We start from the raw sequence: 22,647 nt of genomic DNA, 5'->3' as shown, positions 1-22,647 counted from the left end.
CCGTTTCCGGTTGATCGCTTCGGCCTCCGTCGCTCCTCTCCTCCCCACAAGGGGGGAGGGGACAAGCCAGGGTCTGACCGAAGGAATCAACCGGAAACCGTATCACGCTGGCCGTGACCGATCCCGCACCCCCCTCTTCCGACCCCGGAGGAGGGGGTTTTTTCGTCGGCGGGCCGGTTCTTGCCCGGCACGGCCCCGAGGTGAACGGTCAGGCGGACGCCCGCCTCATGCATGATAGGTAAGCAAACTGCTAAAAATGGGGACTTTCCTGCACAATGCATGCGCATCAAGCAGAGCAGATCCCAAGCATTGGCGCTCCTCCGACGACTGAGGAAGCCTCATATGAACGTCGACGCGGGCCGTCCTCGTCTTGATCAACGACGGCGCGATCGAGGTTCATCCCATGTTCAACAAGGTTTTCGAGAGTGTTCGCGCCCATCTCCGCGCGCGGGTCGAAGAAGAGACGCTCATGGACCTGAGCGACGCGGCGCTGGACGATATCGGCCTGACCCGCGGCGCCCTGTCGGCGCTGAGGACCGGCGCCGAGCCGGCCTATGCCGAGGGGCGGACCATCGCGCCGCTCTTCGCGGCGCTCGCCTTCCCGGTGACCCTGCAGGCCGCCTGAGGGCGCCCTCGGCGGACGGTTCGAGGAACCGCTGTCCCCGCGTCACCGGCATTCCAGGGCGCTGGCAAGCGAACCCGGAACGACGGAGGCGTTGCGACGTCCGATTGATCGGCCCGGTGCCTTCTCCGTCATTGCGAGGCGAAGCCGTGGCAATCCAGGGCGCGACCTTTCCGGATAGGGCGCGCCCTGGATCGCTTCGGCTCCGCCTCGCAATGACGGGGTGGAGTCAAACCCGAAGCGATCAACCGGACACCGTAAGAGCAGTACGAATGCGCTGCGGCGCCGCGAAGCGCGCCCCGCTGCTCCGGCTTGCCCGCTTCGGACGGGGCCTCAGGCCGCCGCGCTCTCCGGCAGGGCGACCGGCGTGGGCTCGTGCCCCTCGGCGCGCAGCACCGCCACGAGGTCGGCCGGGACGAGGGACAGGGTGCGCGTGCTGACGAGCGGGTGGATGTTGATCCGCGTCGCGTCCAGCAGGCTGTCCTGAAGGAACACCCGCACGCTGCCCGGCGCGGCGTTGAGCGCCGCCAGCGGCGAGACGGCGCCGCTCTCGACCCCGAGGAGTTCGCGCAAAGCCTCCGGGCTCGCGAAGGACAGGCCGCCGCGCGCGCCGAGCACGGCGCGGAACGCCTTGAGATCGACCTGGGCGTCGTGCCGGAGCGTGAGGAGGAAGTAGGTCTTCTTCCCGTCGCGCAGGAACAGGTTCTTGGTGTGGGCGCCGGCGATGTCGCCGCAGACCGCCATCATCGCCTCGACGGTGAGGACGGCTTCGTGCTCGGTCAGCTTGTAGGCGATGCCGCGCTCGCGCAGCCGCGCCAGCAGGTCGTCCGGGCTCAGGGGCATGGGGTGGTGTTCCACTCTGTTCAGGTCTTCGGTTGCGCGCCGGCCGGCGCCAGGACGCCGATCTGCCGGAGATAGGCCAGGATCTCGCGGGCGGCCTCCTCGGGATCGGGGTCGATCAGGAGCCGGCCGCTCGAGGCCGCGCCGCCCTCGCCGGTGGCCGCCTTCAGCCGCTCCGCCGCCGATCCGCCCGCGGGCGCCCCCTTCACGATCTTGGGCCGGCGGCGATAGGGCCGCTCCTCCACCGCGAGGACCGGGGCCGGGAGCGCGGCCGGCGCCACGGTCAGCGGCGCGACGGTGCCGCGCCGGGCGCGGCCGTAGGCGTAGGCGAGGGGGGCGGGGGCGTCGGGGTGGCAGGTGACGACGACCGGTCCCCGCACCTGCAGCCTTCGCAGGGCGCCGCGGCCGAGGCTCTGGTCGAGGCGCAGGGTGCCGTCCGGTTCGGACGCCGCCGCGACCACGTCGGAGACCAGGGGGATCGCGAGGGCACGGGCCAGCGCGTAGGGCACGAGGCCGCTCTCGTCGCCGCCCTGGCTGCGCCGTCCGGCCAGGATCAGGTCGGGCGCCCGCGCGGCGAGCCGGGCGGCGAGCGCCGGCACCGGGTCGTCGCCCGCCGCGATCGCGACGTGCTCGATGCGGTCGAGCCCCTGGCCCAAGGCCTCGGCGACCGCTGCGGCCTCCGGCCCGGCATGCAGGCCAACAATCTCGGACGGCGCACCGAGCCCGGCGGCCATCCGGATCGCCTGCGCCTCGACCCGCGGCAGCACCGGCGCCCCGGAGACGGGATGGAGGCCGGCGGAGAGGAGGACCGCGATTCTCATGGCGCCATCTCCTCTCCGGCAGCCTGTTCGCCATTCTCTTGGGCGAGCAGCCGCAGCAGGGCCGGCATCACCGCCTGCGCGTCCTGCACCACGGCGAGGCCCGCCCGCTCGATCATCGCGGCGTGCAGGTCGGTGTTGACCGCCACCACGTGCTCGCAGCCGGCGACGCCCTGGAGATGCTGCGGCGCCCCGGAGATGCCGAGCGCGAAGTAGCAGGTCGCCGCGAGCACCGTGCCCGAGGCGCCGACCTGGCTGTGGCGCGGCATCAGCCCGGCGTCGCACAGCACGCGGCTGGCGCCGGGCGTCGCGTGAAGCGCCGTCACCACCCGGCGGAAGGTGTCGAGATCGGTGAGGCCGTTGCCGGCGGAGACGACGAATTCGGCGAGCGCCAGCGGCACGGTCGCGGGGTCGGCCTGGATGCGCGTCGCCGACACGATCCTTTTCGGAGTGTCCGGTGGCGGCGCACCCTCGAAGGGGAGGGCGCGCGCCTCCCGCGGCGGGCCGGCATAGTCGGCGACCGCGTCCGGCGCCACGGTGGCGAGGCGGGGCGGGGCGAGGCTCTGCTCGACCCGGCGGCCCCTGGCCGGGCGGACGAGCCCCTTGGCGGCCACCACCTCGGCATGGGTGAACAGCGCCTCGTTCAGGCCCACCGCGACGCGGCGGGCGAGGTCGCCGCCGTCGAGGGATTCCGGGAACAGGACGTGGCGCGCCCCGAGCGCGGCGAGGGCGGCCTCGACGCGGGCGGCGCGGGCCTCCGGATCGTAGCCCTCCGCGCCCTCGCACCGGAGCACCCGGTCGGCGCCGGCCGCGCCGAGCCCCTCGCAGGCGCCGTCGACGACCACCGCGACACCGCCCTCGCGCCCGGCGAGCGCCCGGGCGGCGCCGAGCACCTGCCGGTCGTGGCCCGAGAGCCGGCCGCCGGGGGCGTCCGGCACCACCGCGACGAGGAAGGCGGGCGCTTCGAGGATGATGGTCTTGGGCGCCTCCGCCGCGGGCATGGTCCGCGGCGCGGCGGCGACCGCGTCCCCGACGGGACGGGCGGCCTGACTGACATCGTAGCGCGGCCGCGCCCCGCCGCCGATGCGCTGCGCCGCGCGCTCGGCCCGCGGATTGCGGCGGAGCCGTCCGGAACCGGCGGCGGTCCGGGTGCGGTCGTAGCGCGGGCGGGGGCCCTCGCCGGCCACGCGGTGGGAGGCCCGCTCGGCCCTCGGATCGCGGCGCGGGCGGCTCATCGGCCCGCCTCCACCGCCTGGAGCAGCAATTCGGCCACGTCGCGGATCTCCGCCTTGCGGTCGGTCACGCCCTCCAGCATCGCCGTGCAGGAGGGGCAGGCGACGGCGACGATGCCGGCGCCGGTCTCGGCCGCCTGGGCCATGCGGATGTCGGGGATGCGCCGCTCGCCCGGAACGTCGCTCACCGGCGCGCCGCCGCCGCCGCCGCAGCACATCGCCCGGCGGCCCGAGCGGGTCATCTCGCTGCGGGCGACGCCGATCGCGTCGAGCACGGCGCGGGGCGCCTCGGTCTCCCCGTTGTAGCGGGCGAGGTAGCAGGGGTCGTGATAGGTGACCGAGAGGTCCGGCAGGCGGCCGGGGGTGAGCTTGCCCGCCCGGATCAGCTCCAGCAGGAAGGCGGTGTGGTGCACCACCGTGTAGCGCCCGCCCATGGCCGGGTACTCGTTGCGCAGGGCGTGCAGCGCGTGCGGGTCGGCGGTGACGATCCGCTCGAAGCGGTATTTTCGAAGGGTCGCGACATTCTCCCGCGCCAGCGCCTGGAAGGTCGCCTCGTCGCCGAGGCGCCGGGCGAGGTCGCCGGTGTCGCGCTCCTCCGCTCCCAGAACCGCGAAATCGACGCCGGCCTCGCGTAAGAGCCGCACCAGGGCGCGCAGGGAGCGGCCGTAGCGCAGGTCGTAGGCGCCCTCGCCGAGCCAGAGCAGGATCTCGGCCCCGCCACGCTCGGCGATGCGCGGCAGCTCGACCCCGGCGGTGAAGTCGGTGCGCGACGCCAGCGGGCGCCCGCCGGGATCGCCGGCCTGGCGCAGCTCCGTCACCGGTACGACCGCCTTCTCCGGCAAGGCCCCGCGCTCCAGCGTCTCGTGGCGGCGCAGGGAGACCACGGCGTCGACGTGCTCGATCATCATCGGGCATTCCTCGACGCAGGCGCGGCAGGTGGTGCAGGACCACAGCGTGTCCGGGTGGATGCGCGCGTCCGGCCCGATCAGCCGGGCCAGCGCCCCGCGCTCGCCCTCCGCCGCCCGGCCGCCGGGATAGGGATTGCCGGCGTAAGCAGGCTCGGCCGGGGAGAGGCCGGCGACGAGATCCTGAATCAGCTTCTTGGGATTGAGCGGCTGGCCGGCGGCGAAGGCCGGGCAGGCGATCTCGCAGCGCCCGCAGCTGACGCAGGCGTCGTAGGACAGGAGCCGGTTCCAGGTGAAGTCGGCGGGCATCTCCGCGCCGAGGCGCGGCGCGTCGAGGTCGAGGGGCTGCAGCGCGGTGTCGGGCCGGCCCTCGAACCGGCCGGGCCGGGGATGGGCGACGAGGTGGAGCGCGCCGGCCGCGGCGTGGCGCATCGGGCCGTGGCGCACCTCGAAGGCGAGGCCGAGCCCGCCCGCCGCCGCGAGCGCCAGCGCGACCGAGCCGAGCAGGCCGCCGCCGCCGAGGGCCAGCAGCAGCGCGGTGAGCGTGCCGCCGACGGCGTAGGCGACGAGGAGGAAGGGCAGGATCTGGAAGCGGCCGGCGGAGAGGCGCTTCTGCTTTGCCGGGTAGCGCCGGGCGCCGACGAGGAGCGAGCCGACGGCCGTCACCCCGAAGGCGAGCGCCACGAGGAACCAATAGGGCCGGAAACCGGCCAGCGGCGGCAGGATCGCCAGGGCGGTCAGGATCGAGGACGCGAGCAGGCCGCCAGCCACGACCGCGTGCATGCGCGAGGCGTAAGGATCGCGCGCCACGACGTGGTGGACATCGACGAGGTAGCGCTTCGGCAGCTTGGCGAGCCCGTCGAGCCACGCCACCGGCGCCGCCGCGCCGACGCGCCAGAGCGCGGCCCGGCGCACGGTCTGGACGAGGGCGAGCGCCGCCATCAGCCACACGAGGCCGGGAAACACCGTGGTCAGGGGCACGAAGCTGGTCATGACGGTGGGCCTAAGGGCTTGGCGACGTTAAGAAACTCACTCTCTGCGACCGCACCTCCCTCCCCCCTCTGCGGGGGAGGGTGCCTGCGGAGCAGGCGGGAGAGGGGAGCGACGGTGCCGGAGGGGGCGCACCTCGTCCGCTGCTGCGACCGATCCGGCGACGGGGTTTCCCCTCTCCCGACCCCCTTCGGGGGCCACCCTCCCCCGCAGAGGGGGGAGGGGGAACGCGGCGCCGCTCAGCGCCTCACAGAGCTCACAGATCCTTGCACAACCTGAGGGCGTCGTAGATCGCCGCGTGGATGTTGCGGCCCGCGACCGCGTCGCCGATGCGGTAGAGGGCGTAGCCCTTCGACAGGTCGTAGGGCTGCGGCTCGCCGCGCAGCAGCGCGTCCTGATCGGTCTGGCCGTGGTTGACGGAAGACGCCTTCAGCGCGCGGTAGAGCCCGTCCACGGGGAGCGTGCCGTGATCGACCACCACGCGGTCGACGACCCGCTCCTCCTCCGCATCCGTCATGGTGTTGCGCAGGGCCGCCACCAGCCGGTTGCCCTCCGGAAAAATCTCGATCAGCTCCATGTTCGGGCTCATCACCACGCCGAGCTTGTACAATTCGCGCAGGTGGATCGGCTGATTGGTGGTGCCGACCTCCTCCGCGATCATCCGGTCGTGGGTGGCGATCTCGACGAGGCAGCCGCGCTTGGCCAGCTGCTCGGCCACCGACGCGGCGTTGTGCTGGCCCATCTCGTCATAGAGCAGGACCGAGCCGGTGGGCTCGACCGCGCCGGTCAGCACCTCGGCGGTGGTGACCGCGTGCTGCTCGGCGCCCTTGGCGTGGCCGCGGAACGGCGTGCCGCCGGTCGCCACGATGACGACATCGGGCTTTTCCGCGAGCACGGCCTCTTCCGTCGCCTCGGTGTTGAGGCGCAGATCGACGCCGAGCTTCGTCACCTGCGACACCAGCCAGCGGGTGATGCCCGACATCGCCTCGCGCCAGCCGGCCTTGGCCGCGATGGAGATCTGGCCGCCGGCAGCCGCACCCTTCTCGAACAGCACGACCGCGTGGCCGCGCTCGGCGCAGACGCGGGCCGCCTCCAGCCCGCCGGGGCCGGCGCCGATCACCACCACGCGGCGGCGCAGATCCGCCTTGCGGATCTCGTGCGGCATGGTGGCCTCGCGGCCGGTGGCGGCGTTCTGGATGCAGAGCGCGTCGCCGCCGACATAGATCCGGTCGATGCAGTAGCCCGCGCCGACACACTGCCGGATGTCGTCGGCCCGGCCCTCGGAGAGCTTCTTCACGAGATGCGGGTCGGCGATGTGGGCGCGGGTCATCGCCACCATGTCGACATGGCCCTCCGCCACCGCGCGGGCGGCGGTGGCGAGGTCGGTCACGCGTTGCGCATGGAAGACCGGCACGTCGACCTCGCGCTTGATCGCGCTCGGCAGGAACAGGAACGGCGCCACGGGGAACGACATGTTCGGCAGCGAGATCGCGTGGGCGATGTGGTCGCGCGCCTGGCCGCCGAGGATGTTGAGGAAGTCGACGAGCCCGCGCCGGGCGTATTCCGCGGCGATCGTCAGGCAATCCTCCTGGCTCAGGCCGTCGGCGATCATCTCGTCGCCGGACATGCGGATGCCGATGACGTAGTCGTCGCCGACCTCGGCGCGCATCGCCTCCAGCACCTCGATGCCGAAGCGCATCCGGTTCTCCAGGCTGCCGCCGTACTTGTCGGTGCGCTGGTTGACCGACGGCGACCAGAACTGGTCGATCAGGTGGCCGTGGGCGGCGGAGACCTCGCAGCCGTCGAGCCCGCCCTCGCGGCAGCGGCGCGCGGCTTGCGCGAAGCTTTTCACGACGCGGGCGATGTCCTCCGCCTCCATCTCCTTCGGGATGGTGCGGGAGGCGGGCTCGCGCCGGGGGGAGGGCGAGATCGTGGGGAGCCAGTGCTCGGTGTCCCACTTGGTGCGCCGGCCCATATGGGTGAGCTGGATCATCAGCTTGCCGCCATGCGCGTGCACGCGGTCGGCGAATTGCCGGAAGTACGGGATCACCGAGTCGTCGGCGACCGAGATCTGGTTCCAGGGCGCGGCGGGGCTGTCGACGGCGACCGAGGACGAGCCGCCGAACATGGTGAGCCCGATGCCGCCCTTGGCCTTCTCGGCGTGATAGAGCTGGTAGCGCTCCTGCGGCTTGCCATCCCGGCCGTAGCCGGGGGCGTGGCTCGTGGACATCACCCGGTTGCGGATGGTGAGGCCCTTGATGGTCAGCGGCTTCAGAAGCGCGTCGGCATTGGCGATCACGGGACGACTCCCGAAGGCGATGGGGGGAGCTTGGGACGCTGGGAGGACCGGCCGCCGCGGGCGGCGGGATCTCAGCGCTCGATGACGAGGTCGCTCGTCGGCTTGGAGCAGCACAGCAGCGCCATGCCGGCATCGATCTCGCGCTGACGGATGCCGCCGGCATGCGTCATGGCGACGGTGCCGGAGGTGAGCTTCGACTTGCAGGTGCCGCACAGGCCCTTGGCGCAGGAGGAGGGCAGGCGGATGCCGGCCTTGCGGGCGGCGTCGAGCACCGTCTCGTTCTCCGGGCATTCGAGCACCCGGCGGGTCTTGGCGAACTCCACCCGGAAGGTGCGCACGCCGCCCGCGGGCGCGGCCTCGGCGTCGAGTTCCTTCTCGGCCTCCGTCGCCGCCGCCTGCTCGGACTCCGACAGTTCGCCGAAGTCGAAGCTCTCCTGATGGTGCCGGGCCATGTCGAAGCCGGCATCCTTCAGCATGGTCCGCACCGCGTCCATGTAGGGCTTGGGGCCGCAGACGAAGATTTCCCGATCGAGGAAGTCCGGCACCGCCTCCCGCAGGATCTCCAGCGATAGCCGGCCCTTCGGACCCGCCCAGACCTCGTCCGGGGAATCCGTCTCGCAGACCGCGTGGAAGCGGAAGCCGGGATCGAGCCGGGCCATCGTCTCCAGTTCGCCCCGGAACACGATGTCGGCGGGCGAGCGGGCGGAGTGGACGAAGGCCACGTCGCGGGCCTCGCCGAGATCGTGGAAGGTGCGCGCCATCGACATCATCGGCGTGACGCCGCTGCCGCCCGACAGGAGCAGGTATTTCTGTGCCGGATGGGTGAAGCAGGAGAACTCGCCCATCGGCCCCAGGGCCCGCACGACCGCACCGGGCTTCAGATTGTCGTGCAGCCAGTTCGAGACCGGGCCGCCGGGCACGCGCTTGACGGTGAACGAGACCGCGTTCGGCCGGGTCGGCGCCGAGGAGATCGTGTAGCAGCGGTGGATCGTGTCCGTGCCGATCTCGAAGGAGAAGGTCAGGAACTGGCCCGGCGCGTAGGCGAAGCGCCGGGGCTCCTTCGGGGCGAGCACGAAGGTCTTCACGTCGTGCGTCTCGTCGCGCACGGCGAGGCAGACCAGGGCGTCGTCGGCCTCCGCATCCCAGGGCGCGGAGGCCGCGAGCCGCGCGGCGGCCGGCTCGGCCGAGGCGGGGACCGACGCCATGGCTCAGCGCCCCAGATGCGCGGCCATGCGGCCGACATACCAGTTGCAGAATTTCTCCACGAGCATCTCGGTGTGCGGCGAGTAGGGGCCGGGCTCGTAGGCCGGGCTCGACACGCCCTGCTGGCAGATGCCGACGAGCTCGCTGTCCTGATCGTTCGTCGCTTCCCAGACGCTGATGAGGTTGGCGAGATCGTAATCGACGCCCTCGACCGCGTCCTTGTGCACCAGCCACTTGGTGCGCAGCAGCGAGCGCTCGGCATCGAGCGGCAGCACCGAGAAGGTGACGATGTGGTCACCGAGGAAGTGGTGCCAGGAATTCGGCTGGGTCCAGACCGAGAGGCCGCCGGCCTTGGCGCTGGTGAGGTTGCCCAGGAGCTTCTTGCAGGCGGCCTTGGTGTCGATGGTGTGGGACTCGCCGTCGCCGTCGAGCGGCAGCCGCTCGGTGCGGAAGCCCGTGACCATCGTGTCGAGCTCGTCGATCTCCTTCGAGGGCAGCCCCTCGGTCTCCCACTCCGCGTGCCGGGTCTTGAGCAGGCAGCCGTAGCGCTCGGCGTTGGCGCGGTCGTGCTCGTCCATCTCCTCGGGGGCGAAGCCGAAGCCGTAGGCGAAGAGCGGCACGGTCAGCTCGGGATGGTTCGCGCCGCAATGGTAGCACTCGCGATTGTTCTCCATCGTGAGCTTCCAGTTGCCGGGCTCGATGATGTCCTTCTGGAAGGCGACCTTGGTCTCGCGCACGTTGTGCGGCTCGAGATAGGGGCCGAGCCGCGCGGCCATGTCGTCGAAATCGGCCGGGGGCTCGTCGGCGAGGCAGATGAAGAGCAGGCCGGCGAGCGAGCGGATGTGGACCGGCTTGAGGCCGTGGCAGCCCTTGTTGAAGTCCGGGCCCATATGCTCGGCGTGGATGAGGTTGCCGGTGAGGTCGTAGGTCCAGGAATGGTAGCGGCAGACGAGGTTGCCGACGGTGGACTTCTCCTCGTGGACGAGGCGCGCGCCGCGGTGGCGGCAGACGTTGTGGAAGGCGCGGATCTCGTTGTCGTCGTCGCGCACGATGGCGACCGAGGCCTTGCCGATATCGACGACCATCACGTCGCCGGCCTCCGGCACGTCGGGCTCGACGCCGACATAGATCCAGTGGCGCCCGAAGATGACCTCCATGTCGGCCTCGAACACCTCGGGGCTGAGGTAGAACGGGGCCGCGAGGGTGTAGCCGGGGCGACGCTCGCGCAGGAGGCGCTGCAGCGGGGTCGGCGTCACATCGAGCATGGGGACCTCCCGAGCCGTATCTGGCTTTCGGGAATTATTGTTCGTCGGGGTCCGCGTCGCTTCCACACCAGCGACATCCCCTTGGCAAACCGCGACGCGGCGGAAACCGCCGGTTCCGGCGGCTTCACCCCCGCAGGATCGCCAGCGCCTCGGCGTGCAGGTCCGGGGTCGCCGCCGCGAGCACGCGCCCGTCGAAGTCGAGGGTAAGGTCCTCGCCGTTCCAGTCGGTGATGACCCCGCCCGCCGCCCGGATCACCGGCACCAGCGCCATGACGTCGTAGGGCTGCAGGCCGGTCTCGGCGATCAGGTCGCAATGGCCCGAGGCCAGCAGGCCGTAGGCGTAGCAATCGCCGCCGTATCGGCGCAGGGCCGTCCGCGCGACGAGGCGCTGGTAGCGCGCCGCGTCGGCGCCGGTGAAGCCTTCGGGCGCGGTGGTGAAGAAGCGCGCCTCGGCCAGGCGGCGGCAGGAGCTGGTGCGGGCGGGGGCTTCGCCGAACCGCGCCTGTCCCGGCAGCCCGGTCCAGCGCTCGCCGAGGGCGGGCATGTCGATCAGCCCGACCACCGGCACCCCGCCGTCGAGGAAGGCGATCAGGGTGCCGAACAGCGGCAGGCCGGTGACGAAGCTCTTGGTGCCGTCGATCGGGTCGATCACCCAGACCGGGCCGCCCTCGGGCGTCGTGCCGGCCTTCACGCCCATCTCCTCGCCGAAGATGCCGTGATCGGGAAACCGCGCCTCTATCAGGCCGCGCAGATGCGCCTCGATGGTGCGGTCGGCCACCGTCACCGGGCTCTCGTCGGCCTTGGACAGGATGTCGAGCGGCGTGCGGAAGTAGGCGAGCGCCAGCGGGCGGGCGGCGTCGGCGAGGTCGGCGGCGAAGGCGAGGATGTCTTCCGGGGCCGGCAGTGCGGACGAGGCCATCCTCACAGCGCCTTCAAGAAGAGCGGCCAGCGCGGGTCGGTCATGATCGAACGGGCGCGCATGTGTTTCCAGATTCCGTACTTGTAGAAATCGAAGTCGAGGGTGGAGATGCGGTTCTGCACCATGGCCCAGGTCGACCATTTCACGTCGGCGAGCGCCTTGTGCACCATCAGGCGCGCGAACAACGCTTCGTCGTAGCGGCCGAAATACTGCTCGATCAGCGCGCGGTCGACGCTCTCGGAAAAGAACATCTCCCCGCTCCAGATCGCGATGTCGTAGAGCCGGTCGTTGTTCGAGGCGTATTCGAAGTCAATCAGCAGAATCGAGCCGTCCTCGCCGATGAGGAAGTTGCCCGGCATCGGATCGTTGAAGCAGGGCACGAGGTCGAGGCCCGAGGCTTCCAGCGCCGCCCGCGCGAGCCGGGTCTGGCGGGTGAGCCAGGCTTGGTCCGGGGGCAGGAGGGCGCCGAGTTCGGCCGCCTGGGCATCGTGCTCGTCGATCATGTCGAACACGGTCTTGGTCAGCGGCAGGAGCGGCGCCGCGTGGAAGCGGCGGTAGACGCGCACGGCCTCCGCCCGCACGGCCGGGTCGGCGAAGTCGCGGTTGGTCGAGGGGCGGCGCCCGTCCACGAACTCGGCGATCTCGATGCCCTGCGCGTCGAGGTCGTCGAAGGTGCGGGGGCCCAGGCCGATCACCTCCGCCTGCCGGCTGGCGGCGCGGGCGGCGGCGCGGTCGATGAACATCTCGGTGCCGCGGCCGGGCATCTTGACGAAGTAGGGATGCGGCTCGCCTTCGATCTCGACGCGCCAGTTGACGTTGCTGATCCCGCCGAGAACCGGCCGATAGCGCGTCGGCCGCCCCTGCCAGCGTGGGACGGCGCGCAGGGCCGCCTCGAAGGCGTGCTCGGCCTCCGTGGCGGCGTGACCCAGAGCGATCATGGCGACCTCCTCACAGCGACCTCAGGGTTTCCTCGAAGCCCGGCCGGCCGACGCGCATCCGGCAGCGCAGGAAGCGCCACGCGGCGTATTTGCGGAATTCGAGCGCGCGGCGCGGCGAGAGCCGGTCCATCGCGAGCGCCCGCAAGCCCCAGTGCAGGTCGTCGGCGGCGGCGTAGGCGCGGGCGCGGTTGAACGCGTCCGCCCGGAACGCGCCTTCCGCCATCTCGATGCCGGCCATCATCGCCGTCTCGAAGGGGCAGGCCTCGTTGAGGAAGGCGCCGAGCTGGTAATGGGGGTCGGTGTCGCAGGCCATGTCGAAATCGACGAGCCGCAGGGTGCCGTCGGGGCCGAACAGCAGGTTCGAGGCGTGCGGGTCGGCATGCGCCGGGCGGATATCGGTGCCGGCGGCCGTCAGCGCCGCCTCGATCGCCTCCGCCCAGTCGAACAGGAACCACGCGTCGGGCGGCAGGCTGTCGGCGTCCGGCCCGAGCAGGGCGCGCAGCTCACGGATCGCCGCGAACACGCTCCAGCGGCGCCCGAAGGCGTCACCCGCGCCGATGCGGCGGAAGGCGTCGATCACGGTCGCCATGGCGTCCGGCCGCTGCAGCGTATCGAGGGTGGCCGGGCGCCAGTCCGGGCCGAGACACCGGAACAGGATCGCGCCCTCCTCCTCCGCGAGGTGCAGCGGCTCCGGCGCGAGGCCGAGGGCGGCGATGCCTTCGGCCGCGCGGAACGCGGCGGCGGGGTCGAGGAGCGCGGCGGCGCAGGGCTCGGAGACCTTGAGGAACAGGGTCGGTTCGGCGCCCGCGGAGACGGCCACGCGATAGGTCGCGGATTCGACCCCGTGATAGGAGGGCGAGGCGAGGCCGGGCACCGCGACGGCGTAATGCGGCGCCGTCCCCCGAAGCTCCGGCCGGGCGGAAAAGGCCTGCGCCAGGGCGGCCTCGGCCAGCCGCTCCGACGCGTCCGCGGGGGCGCCCGGCGCCTTCACCGGTCCCCTCCCGCGGTCTCGATCGCGGCCATGCCCTCGACCGCCAGGATCATCAGCATGTCGGCCAGCACCTGGGTGCCGAAGGCCTGATCCTCCGGGCTCGCGAACTCGGTCGGGTGATGCATCACGCCGCCGCGGCAGGGCACCGCCAGCACCACCGAGGGGCAGACGGCGGAGAGGCTGACGGCGTCGTGGCCGCCGATCGTGTCGAGGTGGCGGGTCGTCGTGCCGTTGGCGGCGCCCGCGCGCTCGGCGAGCCGCACGAGGCCCGGCGCCATCGGCCCGGCGGCGCGGCGGTCGATCGCGCGCACCTCGTGGCCGATCCCGGCGCGGGCGGCCGCCCCTTCGATCGCCGCCTTCAGCCGAAGCTCGGCCTCTTCCAGGATCGCGGGCGAGCCGGAGCGCAGCTCGATGAACAGCACCGCCTCGCTCGGCACGGTGTTGGGCGAGTTCGGCCGCACTTCGAGCCGGCCGACGGAGGTGTGGAGGTCGAGGCCGTAATCGGCCGTCATCGCCTTGAGGTCGGCGATGAGGTAGGCGGCGCCGAGAAGCGCGTCGCGCCGCTCGGCCATCGGCGTCGGGCCGGTATGGGCCTGACGCCCGAGGAAGGCGAGGCGGTACTTGGTAGCGCCCCAGTAGCGGGTGAAGGCGCCGAAGCGCAGGCCCTCGCGCTCCAGGATCGGCCCGCCCTCGATATGCAGCTCGATGAAGGCGTCGGGCACCGGCACCCGATCGCTGCCGGCATAGCCGATCCGCGACAGGGCCTCGGCCACCGTGACGCCGTCGCCGTCGCGCCGGTCGAGCGCCCAGTCGAGGCCGGCCGCGCCGGTGAAGACGCTGCTGCCGAGCAGGCTCGGCTGGAAGCGGGCACCCTCCTCGTTGGTCCAGTTGGCGACCGCGACGTTGCAGGCCGCGGTCGCGCCCGCCGCCTCGAGCGCCTCGCGCACGGAGAGAAGCGCCTCGCAGGCGGCGAGCACGCCGAGCGTCCCGTCGAAGCGGCCGCCATTGGGCTGGCTGTCGAGATGCGAGCCGACCATCACCGTCGGCGCGCCGGGTCCGGCAAGGTCCAGGAAACCGAACTGATTGCCGATGGCATCGACCCGCGGCGCGAAGCCGTGCGCGGAAAACCACGCGGCGAGCCAGTCGCGCGCCTGCCCGTCCTCGGGCGAGAGCGTCAGGCGGGTCAGGGCGCCGTCGGCCCCGCCGCCGAAGACGGAGATCGCCTCCATCATCGCCCGGAGGCGGTCGGGGTCGATCCGCACGGGGGGCAGAGCCATCCTGTCGGCCGTCATGTCGGGCATGGATCTCATTGATATCTCGGGGAAGGACGGCATCAGGCGGCGCCCGCGAGCAGGGCGGCGCCGGCTCCCGGCACGCGGTGGCAGGCGGCGAAGTCGCGCGCGCCGCGCACGGTGAGGAACGGCGGGTGATGGGCGCAGGCGTCGAAGGCCTGCGGGCAGCGGGAGCGGAAGGCGCAGCCCTGCGGCAGGTCGATCGGGCTCGGCGGCTCGCCCTCCATCAGGCAATCCTCCGGCCGGTAGCGCCGCGCCTCCAGGGCCGGCATCGCCGAGAGCAGGGCGCGGGTGTAGGGATGGCCCGGATCGAAGAACAGGCGCTCGTTCTCGGCGAGCTCCACGACCTCGCCGAGATACATCACGGCGACGCGGTTGCAGGCCTTCCTCACCATCGCGAGGTCGTGGCTGATGTAGATGTAGGTCAGCCCGTGCGCGCGCTGGAGTTTCTCGAACAGGGCGAGCAGCTTGAACTGCTCGGTCTGGTCGAGGGCCGAGAGCGTCTCGTCCATCAGCAGGATCTCGGGCTCGAGCACCATGGCGCGGGCGACGTTGATCCGCTGGCGCTGCCCGGCCGAGAGCCCGAGCGGCAGGTCGTCGTAGAGCGCGGGCGCCAGGCCGACATCGTCCATCACCGCGCGCACCCGCTCGCGGATCTTTTTGGCGTCGCGCCAGCCATGGGTGCGCAAGGGGGCTTCCAGCATGGCGCCGATGCCGGTGCGCGGCGGCAGCGAGTTGAACGGGTCCTGCAGCACCAGCTGCAGCTTGCGGCGGAAGCCGAGGAGCTCCGATCCCGACAGCCCGGCGATGTCGCGGCCCTCGCACAGCACGCTGCCGCCGCTCGGGCGCTCCAGGCGACTGAGCAACCGCATCAGGGTGGACTTGCCGCAGCCGGATTCGCCGACCACGGCGAAGCTGTCGCCCCTGGCGATGTCGAAGGTGACGTTGCGGACCGCGCGCAGGTCGCTCGTGCCGGCAAAGCTGCCGCGGCGCTTCACCCGGTAGGTTTGCGACACGTCCCGCAGGCTGATGATCGCCTCGGCCGCCTGCGCGCCGGCGGCCCGCGGGACAGCGGGCAGGCTCGGGCGCTCGCCCCAGATCACCGGGATCTGCGCGACGAGATCGCGGGTATAGGCGTGGCGCGGGGCGGCGATCAGCGCCTCGGTCGGCTGCTCCTCGACCAGCCGGCCGCCGTCGATCACCAGGGTCCGGCTCGCCGCCTCCCGCGCCACGGGCAGCGAGGAGGAGACGAACAGGATCGCGGTCTCGAAGCGCTCGGTGAGTTCGCGCATCAGGCGGATCACCTGGGCGGCCACGGTCACGTCGAGGGGCTGGGTCACGTTGTCGGCCACCAGCAGCGCCGGGTTCGAGACCATGGCGTCGACGATCAGCGCGCGCTGCATCATCCCGCCGGAGAACTGCGACGGGTAATCGTGGAAGCGCGACGCGGCGGAGGGGATGCGCACCGCGTCGAGCAGGGCGATCACGCGCGCCTGCGCCTCCCGCGCGCCCACCTCCGGCATCACCGCGCGCAGCTTCTCGACGATCTGGCGCCCGACCGGCAGGGTCGGGTCGAGGGCGCCCATCGGGTCGGCGCCGACATAGGCGATGTCGCGCCGCAGCCCCCGCATCGCCCGCGGCGGCAGCGCCAGCAGATCCTTTCCGCGGAAGCGGACCTCGCCGGAGCGGATCGCGAGCGGGGCGGTGATCCAGTTGACCACGGCCCGCGACAGCACCGTCTTGCCCGCCCCGGAGGCGCCGACCACGCCGACGATCTCCCGCGGGGCGACGTCGAAGCCGATCCCGTCGAGAATCGTCCGCTCGCGCCCCGGGAGGGCGAGGGCGACGGTGAGGTCGCGGACGCAGAGCACCGGTTCCATCACGCGCCCCCGTGGATCGAGTTGCGGGCGCGCTCGAAGGCGGCGCCGATCAGGTTGATGCCCGTCAGCGTCAGGCACAGGAACACGCCGGGCATGGTGGCGATCCACCACGCGTTGAGCAGGTACTTGCGCCCGTCGGCGATGATGCTGCCGAAGGTCGGCGTCGGCGGCTGCACGCCGAGGCCCAGGAAGCCCAGCGTCGATTCGAAGATCATCATCCGCGCCACGTCGAGCACCGAGGTGAAGAGCAGCGGCGGCACCAGGAGCGGCACCAGCAGCGTCAGGATGATGCGCGGATGCGTGGCGCCCGAGACCTGCGCCGCCCGGACGTATTCGCGCCCGCGCTCGGCCATCACCACCGAGCGCATGACCCGGGCGTAGACCGGCCAGTTCGACAGGCCGAGCACGAGGATGATGGCGGGAATCGTCGGGCGGTCGGCGCCGAGCACCGCGATCGCCAGGATGATCATCGGGATCGAGAGCTGCGCGTCGGTGATCCGCATGATCACCGTGTCGGTGCGCCCGCCGAAATAGCCGGCGACCGTGCCGAGGGCGCAGCCGATGACCACGGTGACGGCAACGGACGCCACGCCGATCAGCAGGGAATAGCGCAGGCCGACGAGGCAGCGCACCAGCATGTCACGGCCGATCTGGTCGGTGCCGAGCGGGTGGACCCAGCTCCACTTGTCGCCAAGGAACAGCGGCGGCAGCAGGCGCGCCCGGATGTCCCGCATCGCCGGATCGATGCCGCTGAGTTCGGGATAGAGCGCGGCGGCGAGCACGAGGAGGGCGAGCACGGCGACGCCGACACGAAAGCCCCCGGAGCGGGCGGCGCGCCCGAGGATGCGCCGGCCGATGGAGCGCGACGCCGTGACGTCGACGCGCGGCGGCACGATCGCCAGGGAGGAATCCACGACGTCCATCAGTATTCGAGCCTCGGATCGATGGTGGTCGCGGCGAGATCGACGAGGATGTTGATCAGGACGAAGATCGCGCTGGTGACGATCGCGATGCCCTGGATCAGCGGGAAGTCGCGCTGGAGCACGGCGTTGATCGTGAGCAGCCCGAGGCCGGGATAGTCGAAGATGTATTCGACGATGATCACGCCCCCGAGCAGCGAGGAGAACTGCACGCCGAGCAGGTTGAGGAGCGGCACGGAGGCGTTGCGCAGGGCGTGCGCGGCGACGATCCGCGGGCGCGACAGGCCGCGGACATGGCCGACGGCGACGTAGGATTCGCCCATCTGCGCGGCCACCGCGCTCGACAGGGTCCGGATCAGCACCGGCGACACTTCGACCGCGAGCACCAGGGCCGGCAGCACGGTGTAGGAGAAGCCGCCGTAGCCGATCGCCGGCAGCCAGCCGAGCTTCACCGACAGGAGCAGGGCGAGCACGATGCCGAGCCAGAAGTTCGGGATCGAGATGAAGATCGAGGAGACCGCGAAGGCGATCCGGTCGAAGACGCCGCCGGGGCGCAGGCCCGCCGCGATCCCGAGCAGGCAGGAGAAGGCCAGCGCGATGGCGAGCGCCAGGGCGGCGAGCTGCAGGGTCATCGGCAGGGCGGCGAGGATGAGGTCGCCGACCCCGGCCCGCGCGCCGCGGGTCAGATCGTCGAAATTCGCGCCGCCCGTCGCCGCGCCGTTGGCCGGCCGCATGAAGCTGCGGCCGAGATCGCCCTGGACCACCTGGGCCGCGTAGCGGCCGAACTGCACGATGATCGGATCGCGCAGGCCCATCGTCGTGGCGATCTCCTCCACCAGGGAGTCGGGCGCCATCCCGCCCACCATCTGGCGCACCGGATTGCCCGACATCACCCGCAGGAGCGTGAAGATCAGCAGCGAGACGAGGAAGATGATGACCGCACCCTGCGCGAGGCGCCGGGCCAGGAAGCTGAGAACGAACATCGACGGTTCCGGGTCCGGTGACGGGATCGGCGGGCCGGGTCGCGGGCCGGGCGCGAGCAGTCCGGTCAGGCGGTCTTCGAGGCGTCGATGGAGCCGTCCGGGTAGACGTAGAGGCCCTTCAGGTCCCGCTGCATCGCGTGGATCATCACCGAGGTGAACAGCGACAGGGCCGGCACCTTGGCCGCGAGCAGCGGCATGGTCTCGTTCTGGAGGACGGCCTTGCGCGCCTCCAGGGTCGGCGCCGCGCGCTCCTTGTCCAAGCTCGCGTCGATCTCCGCATCCTCGATGCCGGTGATCCGGTGCGAGGAGGAGTGGAAGTGGGTGCGCAGCACCAGATCCGGCTCGGGCGAGCCGGTGGACCAGCCGCAATCGACCATGTGGCCCGGCCCGCCGCCGGGGCGGTGATAGAGCCGCTCGTTCCAGGCCGCCGGCTCCAGCACCGTGAGGCTCACCGGGAAGCCCTGCTCGTTGAGCATCGCGGTGATGACCTCGCCGTACTCCTTGGTCTTCGGATAGAAGCCGACCGAGGTGATGTATTCGAGCGGCGGCAGCCCCTTGCCCTTGGGGAAGCCCGCCTCGGCGAGCAGCGCCTGGGCCCTGGCGGGGTCGTAGGCCGGGTAATCCTTGAGGTCGACGTAGCCGAACTTCACCGGCGAGATGAAGTTGGCCGAGGCGTGGCCCGCCGCGCCCAGGATCTCCAGGAGCATCGCCCGGTCGATCGAGTGGCAGGCGGCCATGCGCAGCCGTACGTCGTTGAAGGGCGGCTTGGAGCAGCGGAACCAGAGATACTTGTTCTCGACCGAGACGACCGCGTTGACCGCGATCTTCGGATTGCCCTTCACGGTCTCGACCTGCTCGGGTTCGAGCCGCTCGACGATCGAGGCCTGGCCGTTCATCAGCGACAGCATCCGCGTGGTCGAGTCGCCGGTGAAGGTGAAGTCGATGCCGGGAATGCCGGGCTTGCCGCGGAAATAGCCGTCGTACGCCTTGAGCACGGTGTCGTTGCCGCGCTGCTCGACGAAGCGGAACGGACCCGTCCCGTTCAGGCGCCGACTGAGGGCGCCGCCCGGCCCCTCGGCCACGTCCTTGGCCGAGAGGATGGGGAGGAACGAGGCGAGGAAGATGAACAGGTGGGCCGGGTAGCCGCCCTTGGAGGTGTCGACGATCACGGTCTCGTCGTCGGGGGTGGTGATCGTCAGCGTCTCGGTCGGGCCGGGATACCACTGCGCCGGCCGGTCCTTGCCCGCGCCGTAGGCGAAGGTCGCCTTCACGTCCTCGGGCCCGAACGGCTTGCCGTCGTGGAAATGCACGCCCTTGCGCAGCTTGATCTGCAGGCGGTGCGGATCGAGGAGTTGGATGTCGGTGGCGAGTTCGTAGACGACCTTGCCGGGGTCATCGAGGGTCATCGGCGTGCGGGTCAGGAAGCCCATCACGAAGCCCTCGATGTTCTTCTGCGAGAGCGTGGTGTGGGCGGTCGGATCCCAGTTGCCGGTGATGTTCTCGGCCGAGAGGAAGACCAGCGGCTTGCCCGTCTGCGCGAAGGCCGATGAGATCAGGAAGTCGGGATTGATCTGGGCAAATCCCACAGCCGCGGCGCTGCCCTGCAACGCCCCTCGCAGAAACCGTCTGCGGTCCATCATGCCGGCCATGCTGAGGCTCCCGAGTTCCCACGCATCCATCAAAGCGGTCAAAAACCACATTGCAGGACGCGTGCCAGAAGCCACAAAAGGCACAGAGCGGTCAGCTTGGCCGTCGTGACCGCCGCGGCGGGGCGGGCTGGGCAGGCGGCGGGCAGTCGCTCCCGGATCTCTGCCCGTTTCGACGGCAGACGGCCCGCGGGAGCGGGCACGACCGGGCGCCCCGCCCCGTCACGACGAGGGGGCGGGGAGGGGCGGGGACCGTGCGGTCAGGCGCTTCAGAAATCGACCGAGGCGGAGACGATGAAGGTGCGGGGCGCGCCGACGGCGAGGAAGCCGCGGGCGGCGGAGGCCCAGTACGAATCGTCGAGCAAGTTCTGGACGAGGGCGCGGAACACGACGGGTTTTCCGTTCACGCCCTCGGTCGTGTAGCGCAGGCCGGCATCGAAGCGGGTCCAGTCCGGGACCGACTGGGTGTTGGCCTGATCGTAGAACATGCTGCTCGTGTAGATCGCCCGCCCGGTCAGGGTCAGGCCCGGCGCCAGCCACGGCGGCAGGTCGTACTCGGCGTAGAGGTTGAACGCCGTATCCGGCACGCCCGGCGCGGCCTTCCCGTTGAACTGTCCACCGGGGGTGTTGACCAGTTCCGCGTCGATGAAGGTGACGCCGCCGAGCAGGCGCAGGCCCGGGACGACCTCGCCGAACACGTTCAGCTCGACGCCGCGGTTCCGCTGACGGCCGCTGACCGAGTAGATGCGGGTTCCGGGATCGGTGAAGGCGTTGGGCAGCTCGATCTCGAACAGCGCCGCCGTGGCGGCGATGGTGCCGAAATCGTACTTCACGCCGATCTCCTTCTGCCGCCCGACGGCGGGCGGGAACAGCGCGTTGCTGTTGATCGCCGTGAGCGGCGCCGCGGCCACCGGATCGAGCGACTCGATGTAGTTGCCGTAGAAGGACAGGTTCGCGAAGGGGCTCAGCACGAAGGTGATGGCGGGGCTGAAGCGGCCCTCCTGATAGTCCGAGGTGACCTGCCCCTGCGTCGGCCCCGGCCGGGTGGCGAAGCCCTGCTGGTCGATCTCCTGGTAGCGCCCGCCGAGCGTCAGCAGGAAGCGGTCGTCGCCGAAGAGCGAGAGGGTGTCGGCGATCGCCACGCTGCGGGCGGAGAGCTGGGCGAAGAGCGGCTGCGAGGCGGAGCGGGGAAGCCCGATCGTCGGAACCGATCCGGTCGGCAGGTAGACCGGATTGTAGATGTTGATGGTGTAGGGGTTGAAGACGGGCGGGACGAAGCCGCCGCGGAAGTTCTTGTTGTTCGCCTCGACGGCCGAGATGTTCACCTGATGGTCGAGGAAGCCGGTGCTGAAGCGGGTGCGCAGGCCGACCTCGCCGGTGAGGCCCTGGATCTCCTGGGGCTGGATCGCGAGCGTGTTGGTCGCCAGCCCGGTCGGGCTCGTCACGCGGTAGTTCGAGGTGAGGAAGTCCTCGTTGTAGCGGCTGGCGCCGCCGGCGATGTAGACCGTCGTGTCCGGCAGGACGTCGTACTCGGCCCGGCCGGCGATCATGCCGTAGCGGCTGTCGTTGTACTCGAACGGGTTCGCGGTGTTGATGCGGTTGTTCGGGGCGCGCGGGATCGCGATGCCCGGCGCGACCGCGTTGAACAGCGAGGTCGGCGCCGTGACGTTCTGCGTCGAGTGGGTCATGTCGAGCGAGGCGCGGAACCGGTCGCCGCGATAGTCGAGGCCCAGCGCCGCCACGCCCACCTCGATCGCGTTGTTGTCGAGCGGCGTGGCGCCGGTGCGGTAGGCGCCGTTGAAGCGCACGCCCCATTCCTTGAATTCGCCGAAGCGGCGGCCGAGATCGGCATGGGTCCAGATCTGCGCGTCGCTGAGATAGGTCGTGGTGAGCCGCGCGAACGGCTCGTCGTAGGCGCGCTTCGGGATCAGGTTGATCGTGCCGCCGACGCGGCCGGTGCCGCCGCTGAGAAGCGCGGACGGGCCGAGTAGGATCTCGACGCGCTCGAGACCTTCGGTGAAGGAGCGGCGCGGGTTGGCGAGGTAGAACAGGCCGTCGAAGGCGGTGTCGAGGTTGGTGACCGAGAAGCCGCGGATGAAGTAGGAGTCGCGCTCGCTGTAGGGCGGCGCGTCGTTGCGCACGGACGAGTTGTTGAGCACGACGTCGGCGAGCGACACCGCCTGCTGATCCTCGATCAGCTTCTCCGTGTAGCCCGTGATGCTGAAGGGCGTCTTCAGGACCGAGCGGTTGCCCAGGAAGCCGACCCGGGTTCCCGAGCCGACCTGGCCGCCGGCATAGGGGACGGGCGGCTGCCCGACCGTGCCCGTGGGCGGCGGCAGGCCGGCGGCCGCGGCGCGGCCTTGGCCCTGCGCCTGGCCCTGGACGTGCAATTCATCGAGTGTCACCGTGCCCGCGGGCGCCGGGCCGAGCTGGACGTAGCGCGGGTTGACCAGGGTGATGGTCGAGGCGCCGGCCGGCCGGTAGGTGAGGCCGGTGCCCTCCAGGAGCCGGGTCAGGGCCTCGATCGGGGCGAACTCGCCGTCGATCCCTTGCGTCTCCAGCCGCGCCGTCAGCTCGGTCGGGTAGACGAGCTTGACCCCGGCCTGCTCGGTGAAGGCGACGAGACCGGTCTCCAGCGAGCCCTTCGGGATGGCGAGACGAACCGGCTCGCCGGCCGTCGGCGCTTCGGCCAGGATCGTCCGCGCCGCCGGGCCGCGGGCGCGTTTCGGTTCGCCGGCCTGAGCGCCGGCTTGCGCGGCCGCCTGCGCCATCACCGCGACCGACGCGCCCGCCAGCGCGATCCCCGCCATCCGGCCCCGTGAAAACCTGCGCGCGCGCGACGCCATACCAAAGCCCCATCGATCCAACCGGAGGGGCGGCACGCTTCGCGTCGTCCGCGCCCTC

Annotated in this window: 17 protein-coding genes; 1 reads left to right on the top strand and 16 read right to left on the bottom strand. The window is 71.4% G+C overall.

Annotation, left to right across the window (positions count from 1 at the left end; translation table 11 throughout):
- Positions 1-403 precede the first annotated feature (403 nt).
- On the top strand, positions 404-625 hold the full coding sequence (locus ABS772_RS20120; protein WP_350396512.1) for a DUF1127 domain-containing protein: 222 nt from the start codon (positions 404-406) through the stop codon (positions 623-625).
- Between the two features lie 330 nt (positions 626-955).
- Here ABS772_RS20120 and ABS772_RS20115 read toward each other — a convergent pair whose 3' ends face one another.
- The 16 genes from ABS772_RS20115 to ABS772_RS20040 all read right to left on the bottom strand — a co-directional run bounded on the left by ABS772_RS20115 (position 956) and on the right by ABS772_RS20040 (position 22,553).
- Positions 956-1,465, bottom strand: coding sequence for a prolyl-tRNA synthetase associated domain-containing protein (locus ABS772_RS20115; protein WP_238258730.1), 510 nt, complete (start codon positions 1,463-1,465; stop codon positions 956-958).
- A 20-nt stretch (positions 1,466-1,485) separates the two neighbouring features.
- Entirely contained in the window at positions 1,486-2,283 is a 798-nt protein-coding gene (locus tag ABS772_RS20110) for an electron transfer flavoprotein subunit beta (protein WP_350396511.1), read from the bottom strand.
- Positions 2,280-3,515, bottom strand: coding sequence for an electron transfer flavoprotein subunit alpha/FixB family protein (locus ABS772_RS20105; RefSeq protein WP_350396510.1), 1,236 nt, complete (start codon positions 3,513-3,515; stop codon positions 2,280-2,282). The genes ABS772_RS20110 and ABS772_RS20105 overlap by 4 nt, the downstream gene beginning before the upstream one ends.
- Positions 3,512-5,410 (bottom strand): DUF3483 domain-containing protein, encoded by a 1,899-nt coding sequence (locus ABS772_RS20100; RefSeq protein WP_350396509.1) that lies wholly within the window; start codon positions 5,408-5,410, stop codon positions 3,512-3,514. Before ABS772_RS20100 ends, ABS772_RS20105 begins: the two co-directional genes overlap by 4 nt.
- A 253-nt stretch (positions 5,411-5,663) precedes the next feature.
- Positions 5,664-7,706 (bottom strand): NADH:flavin oxidoreductase, encoded by a 2,043-nt coding sequence (locus ABS772_RS20095; RefSeq protein WP_350396508.1) that lies wholly within the window; start codon positions 7,704-7,706, stop codon positions 5,664-5,666.
- Between the two features lie 71 nt (positions 7,707-7,777).
- Positions 7,778-8,911 carry a hybrid-cluster NAD(P)-dependent oxidoreductase gene (locus ABS772_RS20090; protein WP_350396507.1) on the bottom strand — a complete coding sequence of 378 codons (1,134 nt, stop codon included), beginning with the start codon at positions 8,909-8,911 and terminating at the stop codon, positions 7,778-7,780.
- 3 nt (positions 8,912-8,914) lie between these two features.
- A complete protein-coding gene (locus ABS772_RS20085; RefSeq protein WP_350396506.1) occupies positions 8,915-10,174 on the bottom strand; it encodes an aromatic ring-hydroxylating oxygenase subunit alpha in 1,260 nt (419 codons plus the stop codon).
- Positions 10,175-10,298: 124 nt separating this feature from the next.
- A complete protein-coding gene (gene hisN, locus ABS772_RS20080; RefSeq protein WP_350396504.1) occupies positions 10,299-11,093 on the bottom strand; it encodes a histidinol-phosphatase in 795 nt (264 codons plus the stop codon).
- Positions 11,094-11,095: 2 nt separating this feature from the next.
- Entirely contained in the window at positions 11,096-12,031 is a 936-nt protein-coding gene (locus ABS772_RS20075) for a phosphotransferase (protein WP_238258692.1), read from the bottom strand.
- Positions 12,032-12,041: 10 nt separating this feature from the next.
- Positions 12,042-13,022 (bottom strand): phosphotransferase, encoded by a 981-nt coding sequence (locus ABS772_RS20070; RefSeq protein ID WP_350396503.1) that lies wholly within the window; start codon positions 13,020-13,022, stop codon positions 12,042-12,044.
- Entirely contained in the window at positions 13,019-14,323 is a 1,305-nt protein-coding gene (locus tag ABS772_RS20065) for a Zn-dependent hydrolase (protein WP_350396502.1), read from the bottom strand. Before ABS772_RS20065 ends, ABS772_RS20070 begins: the two co-directional genes overlap by 4 nt.
- Before the next feature lie 32 nt (positions 14,324-14,355).
- Positions 14,356-16,194: an ABC transporter ATP-binding protein gene (locus tag ABS772_RS20060; RefSeq protein ID WP_350396501.1), complete on the bottom strand. Its 1,839-nt coding sequence runs from the start codon at positions 16,192-16,194 to the stop codon at positions 14,356-14,358.
- A complete protein-coding gene (locus ABS772_RS20055) occupies positions 16,194-17,117 on the bottom strand; it encodes an ABC transporter permease (protein ID WP_350396500.1) in 924 nt (307 codons plus the stop codon). The genes ABS772_RS20060 and ABS772_RS20055 overlap by 1 nt, the downstream gene beginning before the upstream one ends.
- A complete protein-coding gene (locus tag ABS772_RS20050; RefSeq protein ID WP_350396498.1) occupies positions 17,117-18,097 on the bottom strand; it encodes an ABC transporter permease in 981 nt (326 codons plus the stop codon). The genes ABS772_RS20055 and ABS772_RS20050 overlap by 1 nt, the downstream gene beginning before the upstream one ends.
- A 65-nt stretch (positions 18,098-18,162) precedes the next feature.
- Positions 18,163-19,746: an ABC transporter substrate-binding protein gene (locus ABS772_RS20045; RefSeq protein WP_238257053.1), complete on the bottom strand. Its 1,584-nt coding sequence runs from the start codon at positions 19,744-19,746 to the stop codon at positions 18,163-18,165.
- Between the two features lie 266 nt (positions 19,747-20,012).
- Positions 20,013-22,553, bottom strand: coding sequence for a TonB-dependent receptor (locus ABS772_RS20040; protein WP_350396497.1), 2,541 nt, complete (start codon positions 22,551-22,553; stop codon positions 20,013-20,015).
- Positions 22,554-22,647: the final 94 nt, after the last annotated feature.

It is taken from the genome of Methylorubrum podarium, assembly GCF_040270385.1.
Taxonomy (GTDB): Bacteria; Pseudomonadota; Alphaproteobacteria; order Rhizobiales; family Beijerinckiaceae; genus Methylobacterium; species Methylobacterium podarium.
Note: the sequence above shows the minus strand (reverse complement) of the source record. Positions and strands in the feature narration are given on the sequence as shown.

What these genes read in the sequence shown, in the direction of transcription:
- ABS772_RS20110 (WP_350396511.1), bottom strand. Translation starts at nt 2,283, where the DNA reads ATGAGAATCGCGGTCCTCCTCTCCGCCGGCCTCCATCCCGTCTCCGGG.
- ABS772_RS20085 (WP_350396506.1), bottom strand. Translation starts at nt 10,174, where the DNA reads ATGCTCGATGTGACGCCGACCCCGCTGCAGCGCCTCCTGCGCGAGCGT.
- ABS772_RS20120 (WP_350396512.1), top strand. Translation starts at nt 404, where the DNA reads ATGTTCAACAAGGTTTTCGAGAGTGTTCGCGCCCATCTCCGCGCGCGG.
- ABS772_RS20100 (WP_350396509.1), bottom strand. Translation starts at nt 5,410, where the DNA reads ATGACCAGCTTCGTGCCCCTGACCACGGTGTTTCCCGGCCTCGTGTGG.
- ABS772_RS20050 (WP_350396498.1), bottom strand. Translation starts at nt 18,097, where the DNA reads ATGTTCGTTCTCAGCTTCCTGGCCCGGCGCCTCGCGCAGGGTGCGGTC.
- ABS772_RS20040 (WP_350396497.1), bottom strand. Translation starts at nt 22,553, where the DNA reads ATGGCGGGGATCGCGCTGGCGGGCGCGTCGGTCGCGGTGATGGCGCAG.
- ABS772_RS20105 (WP_350396510.1), bottom strand. Translation starts at nt 3,515, where the DNA reads ATGAGCCGCCCGCGCCGCGATCCGAGGGCCGAGCGGGCCTCCCACCGC.
- ABS772_RS20045 (WP_238257053.1), bottom strand. Translation starts at nt 19,746, where the DNA reads ATGGCCGGCATGATGGACCGCAGACGGTTTCTGCGAGGGGCGTTGCAG.
- hisN (WP_350396504.1), bottom strand. Translation starts at nt 11,093, where the DNA reads ATGGCCTCGTCCGCACTGCCGGCCCCGGAAGACATCCTCGCCTTCGCC.
- ABS772_RS20115 (WP_238258730.1), bottom strand. Translation starts at nt 1,465, where the DNA reads ATGCCCCTGAGCCCGGACGACCTGCTGGCGCGGCTGCGCGAGCGCGGC.
- ABS772_RS20060 (WP_350396501.1), bottom strand. Translation starts at nt 16,194, where the DNA reads ATGGAACCGGTGCTCTGCGTCCGCGACCTCACCGTCGCCCTCGCCCTC.
- ABS772_RS20090 (WP_350396507.1), bottom strand. Translation starts at nt 8,911, where the DNA reads ATGGCGTCGGTCCCCGCCTCGGCCGAGCCGGCCGCCGCGCGGCTCGCG.
- ABS772_RS20065 (WP_350396502.1), bottom strand. Translation starts at nt 14,323, where the DNA reads ATGCCCGACATGACGGCCGACAGGATGGCTCTGCCCCCCGTGCGGATC.
- ABS772_RS20055 (WP_350396500.1), bottom strand. Translation starts at nt 17,117, where the DNA reads ATGGACGTCGTGGATTCCTCCCTGGCGATCGTGCCGCCGCGCGTCGAC.
- ABS772_RS20075 (WP_238258692.1), bottom strand. Translation starts at nt 12,031, where the DNA reads ATGATCGCTCTGGGTCACGCCGCCACGGAGGCCGAGCACGCCTTCGAG.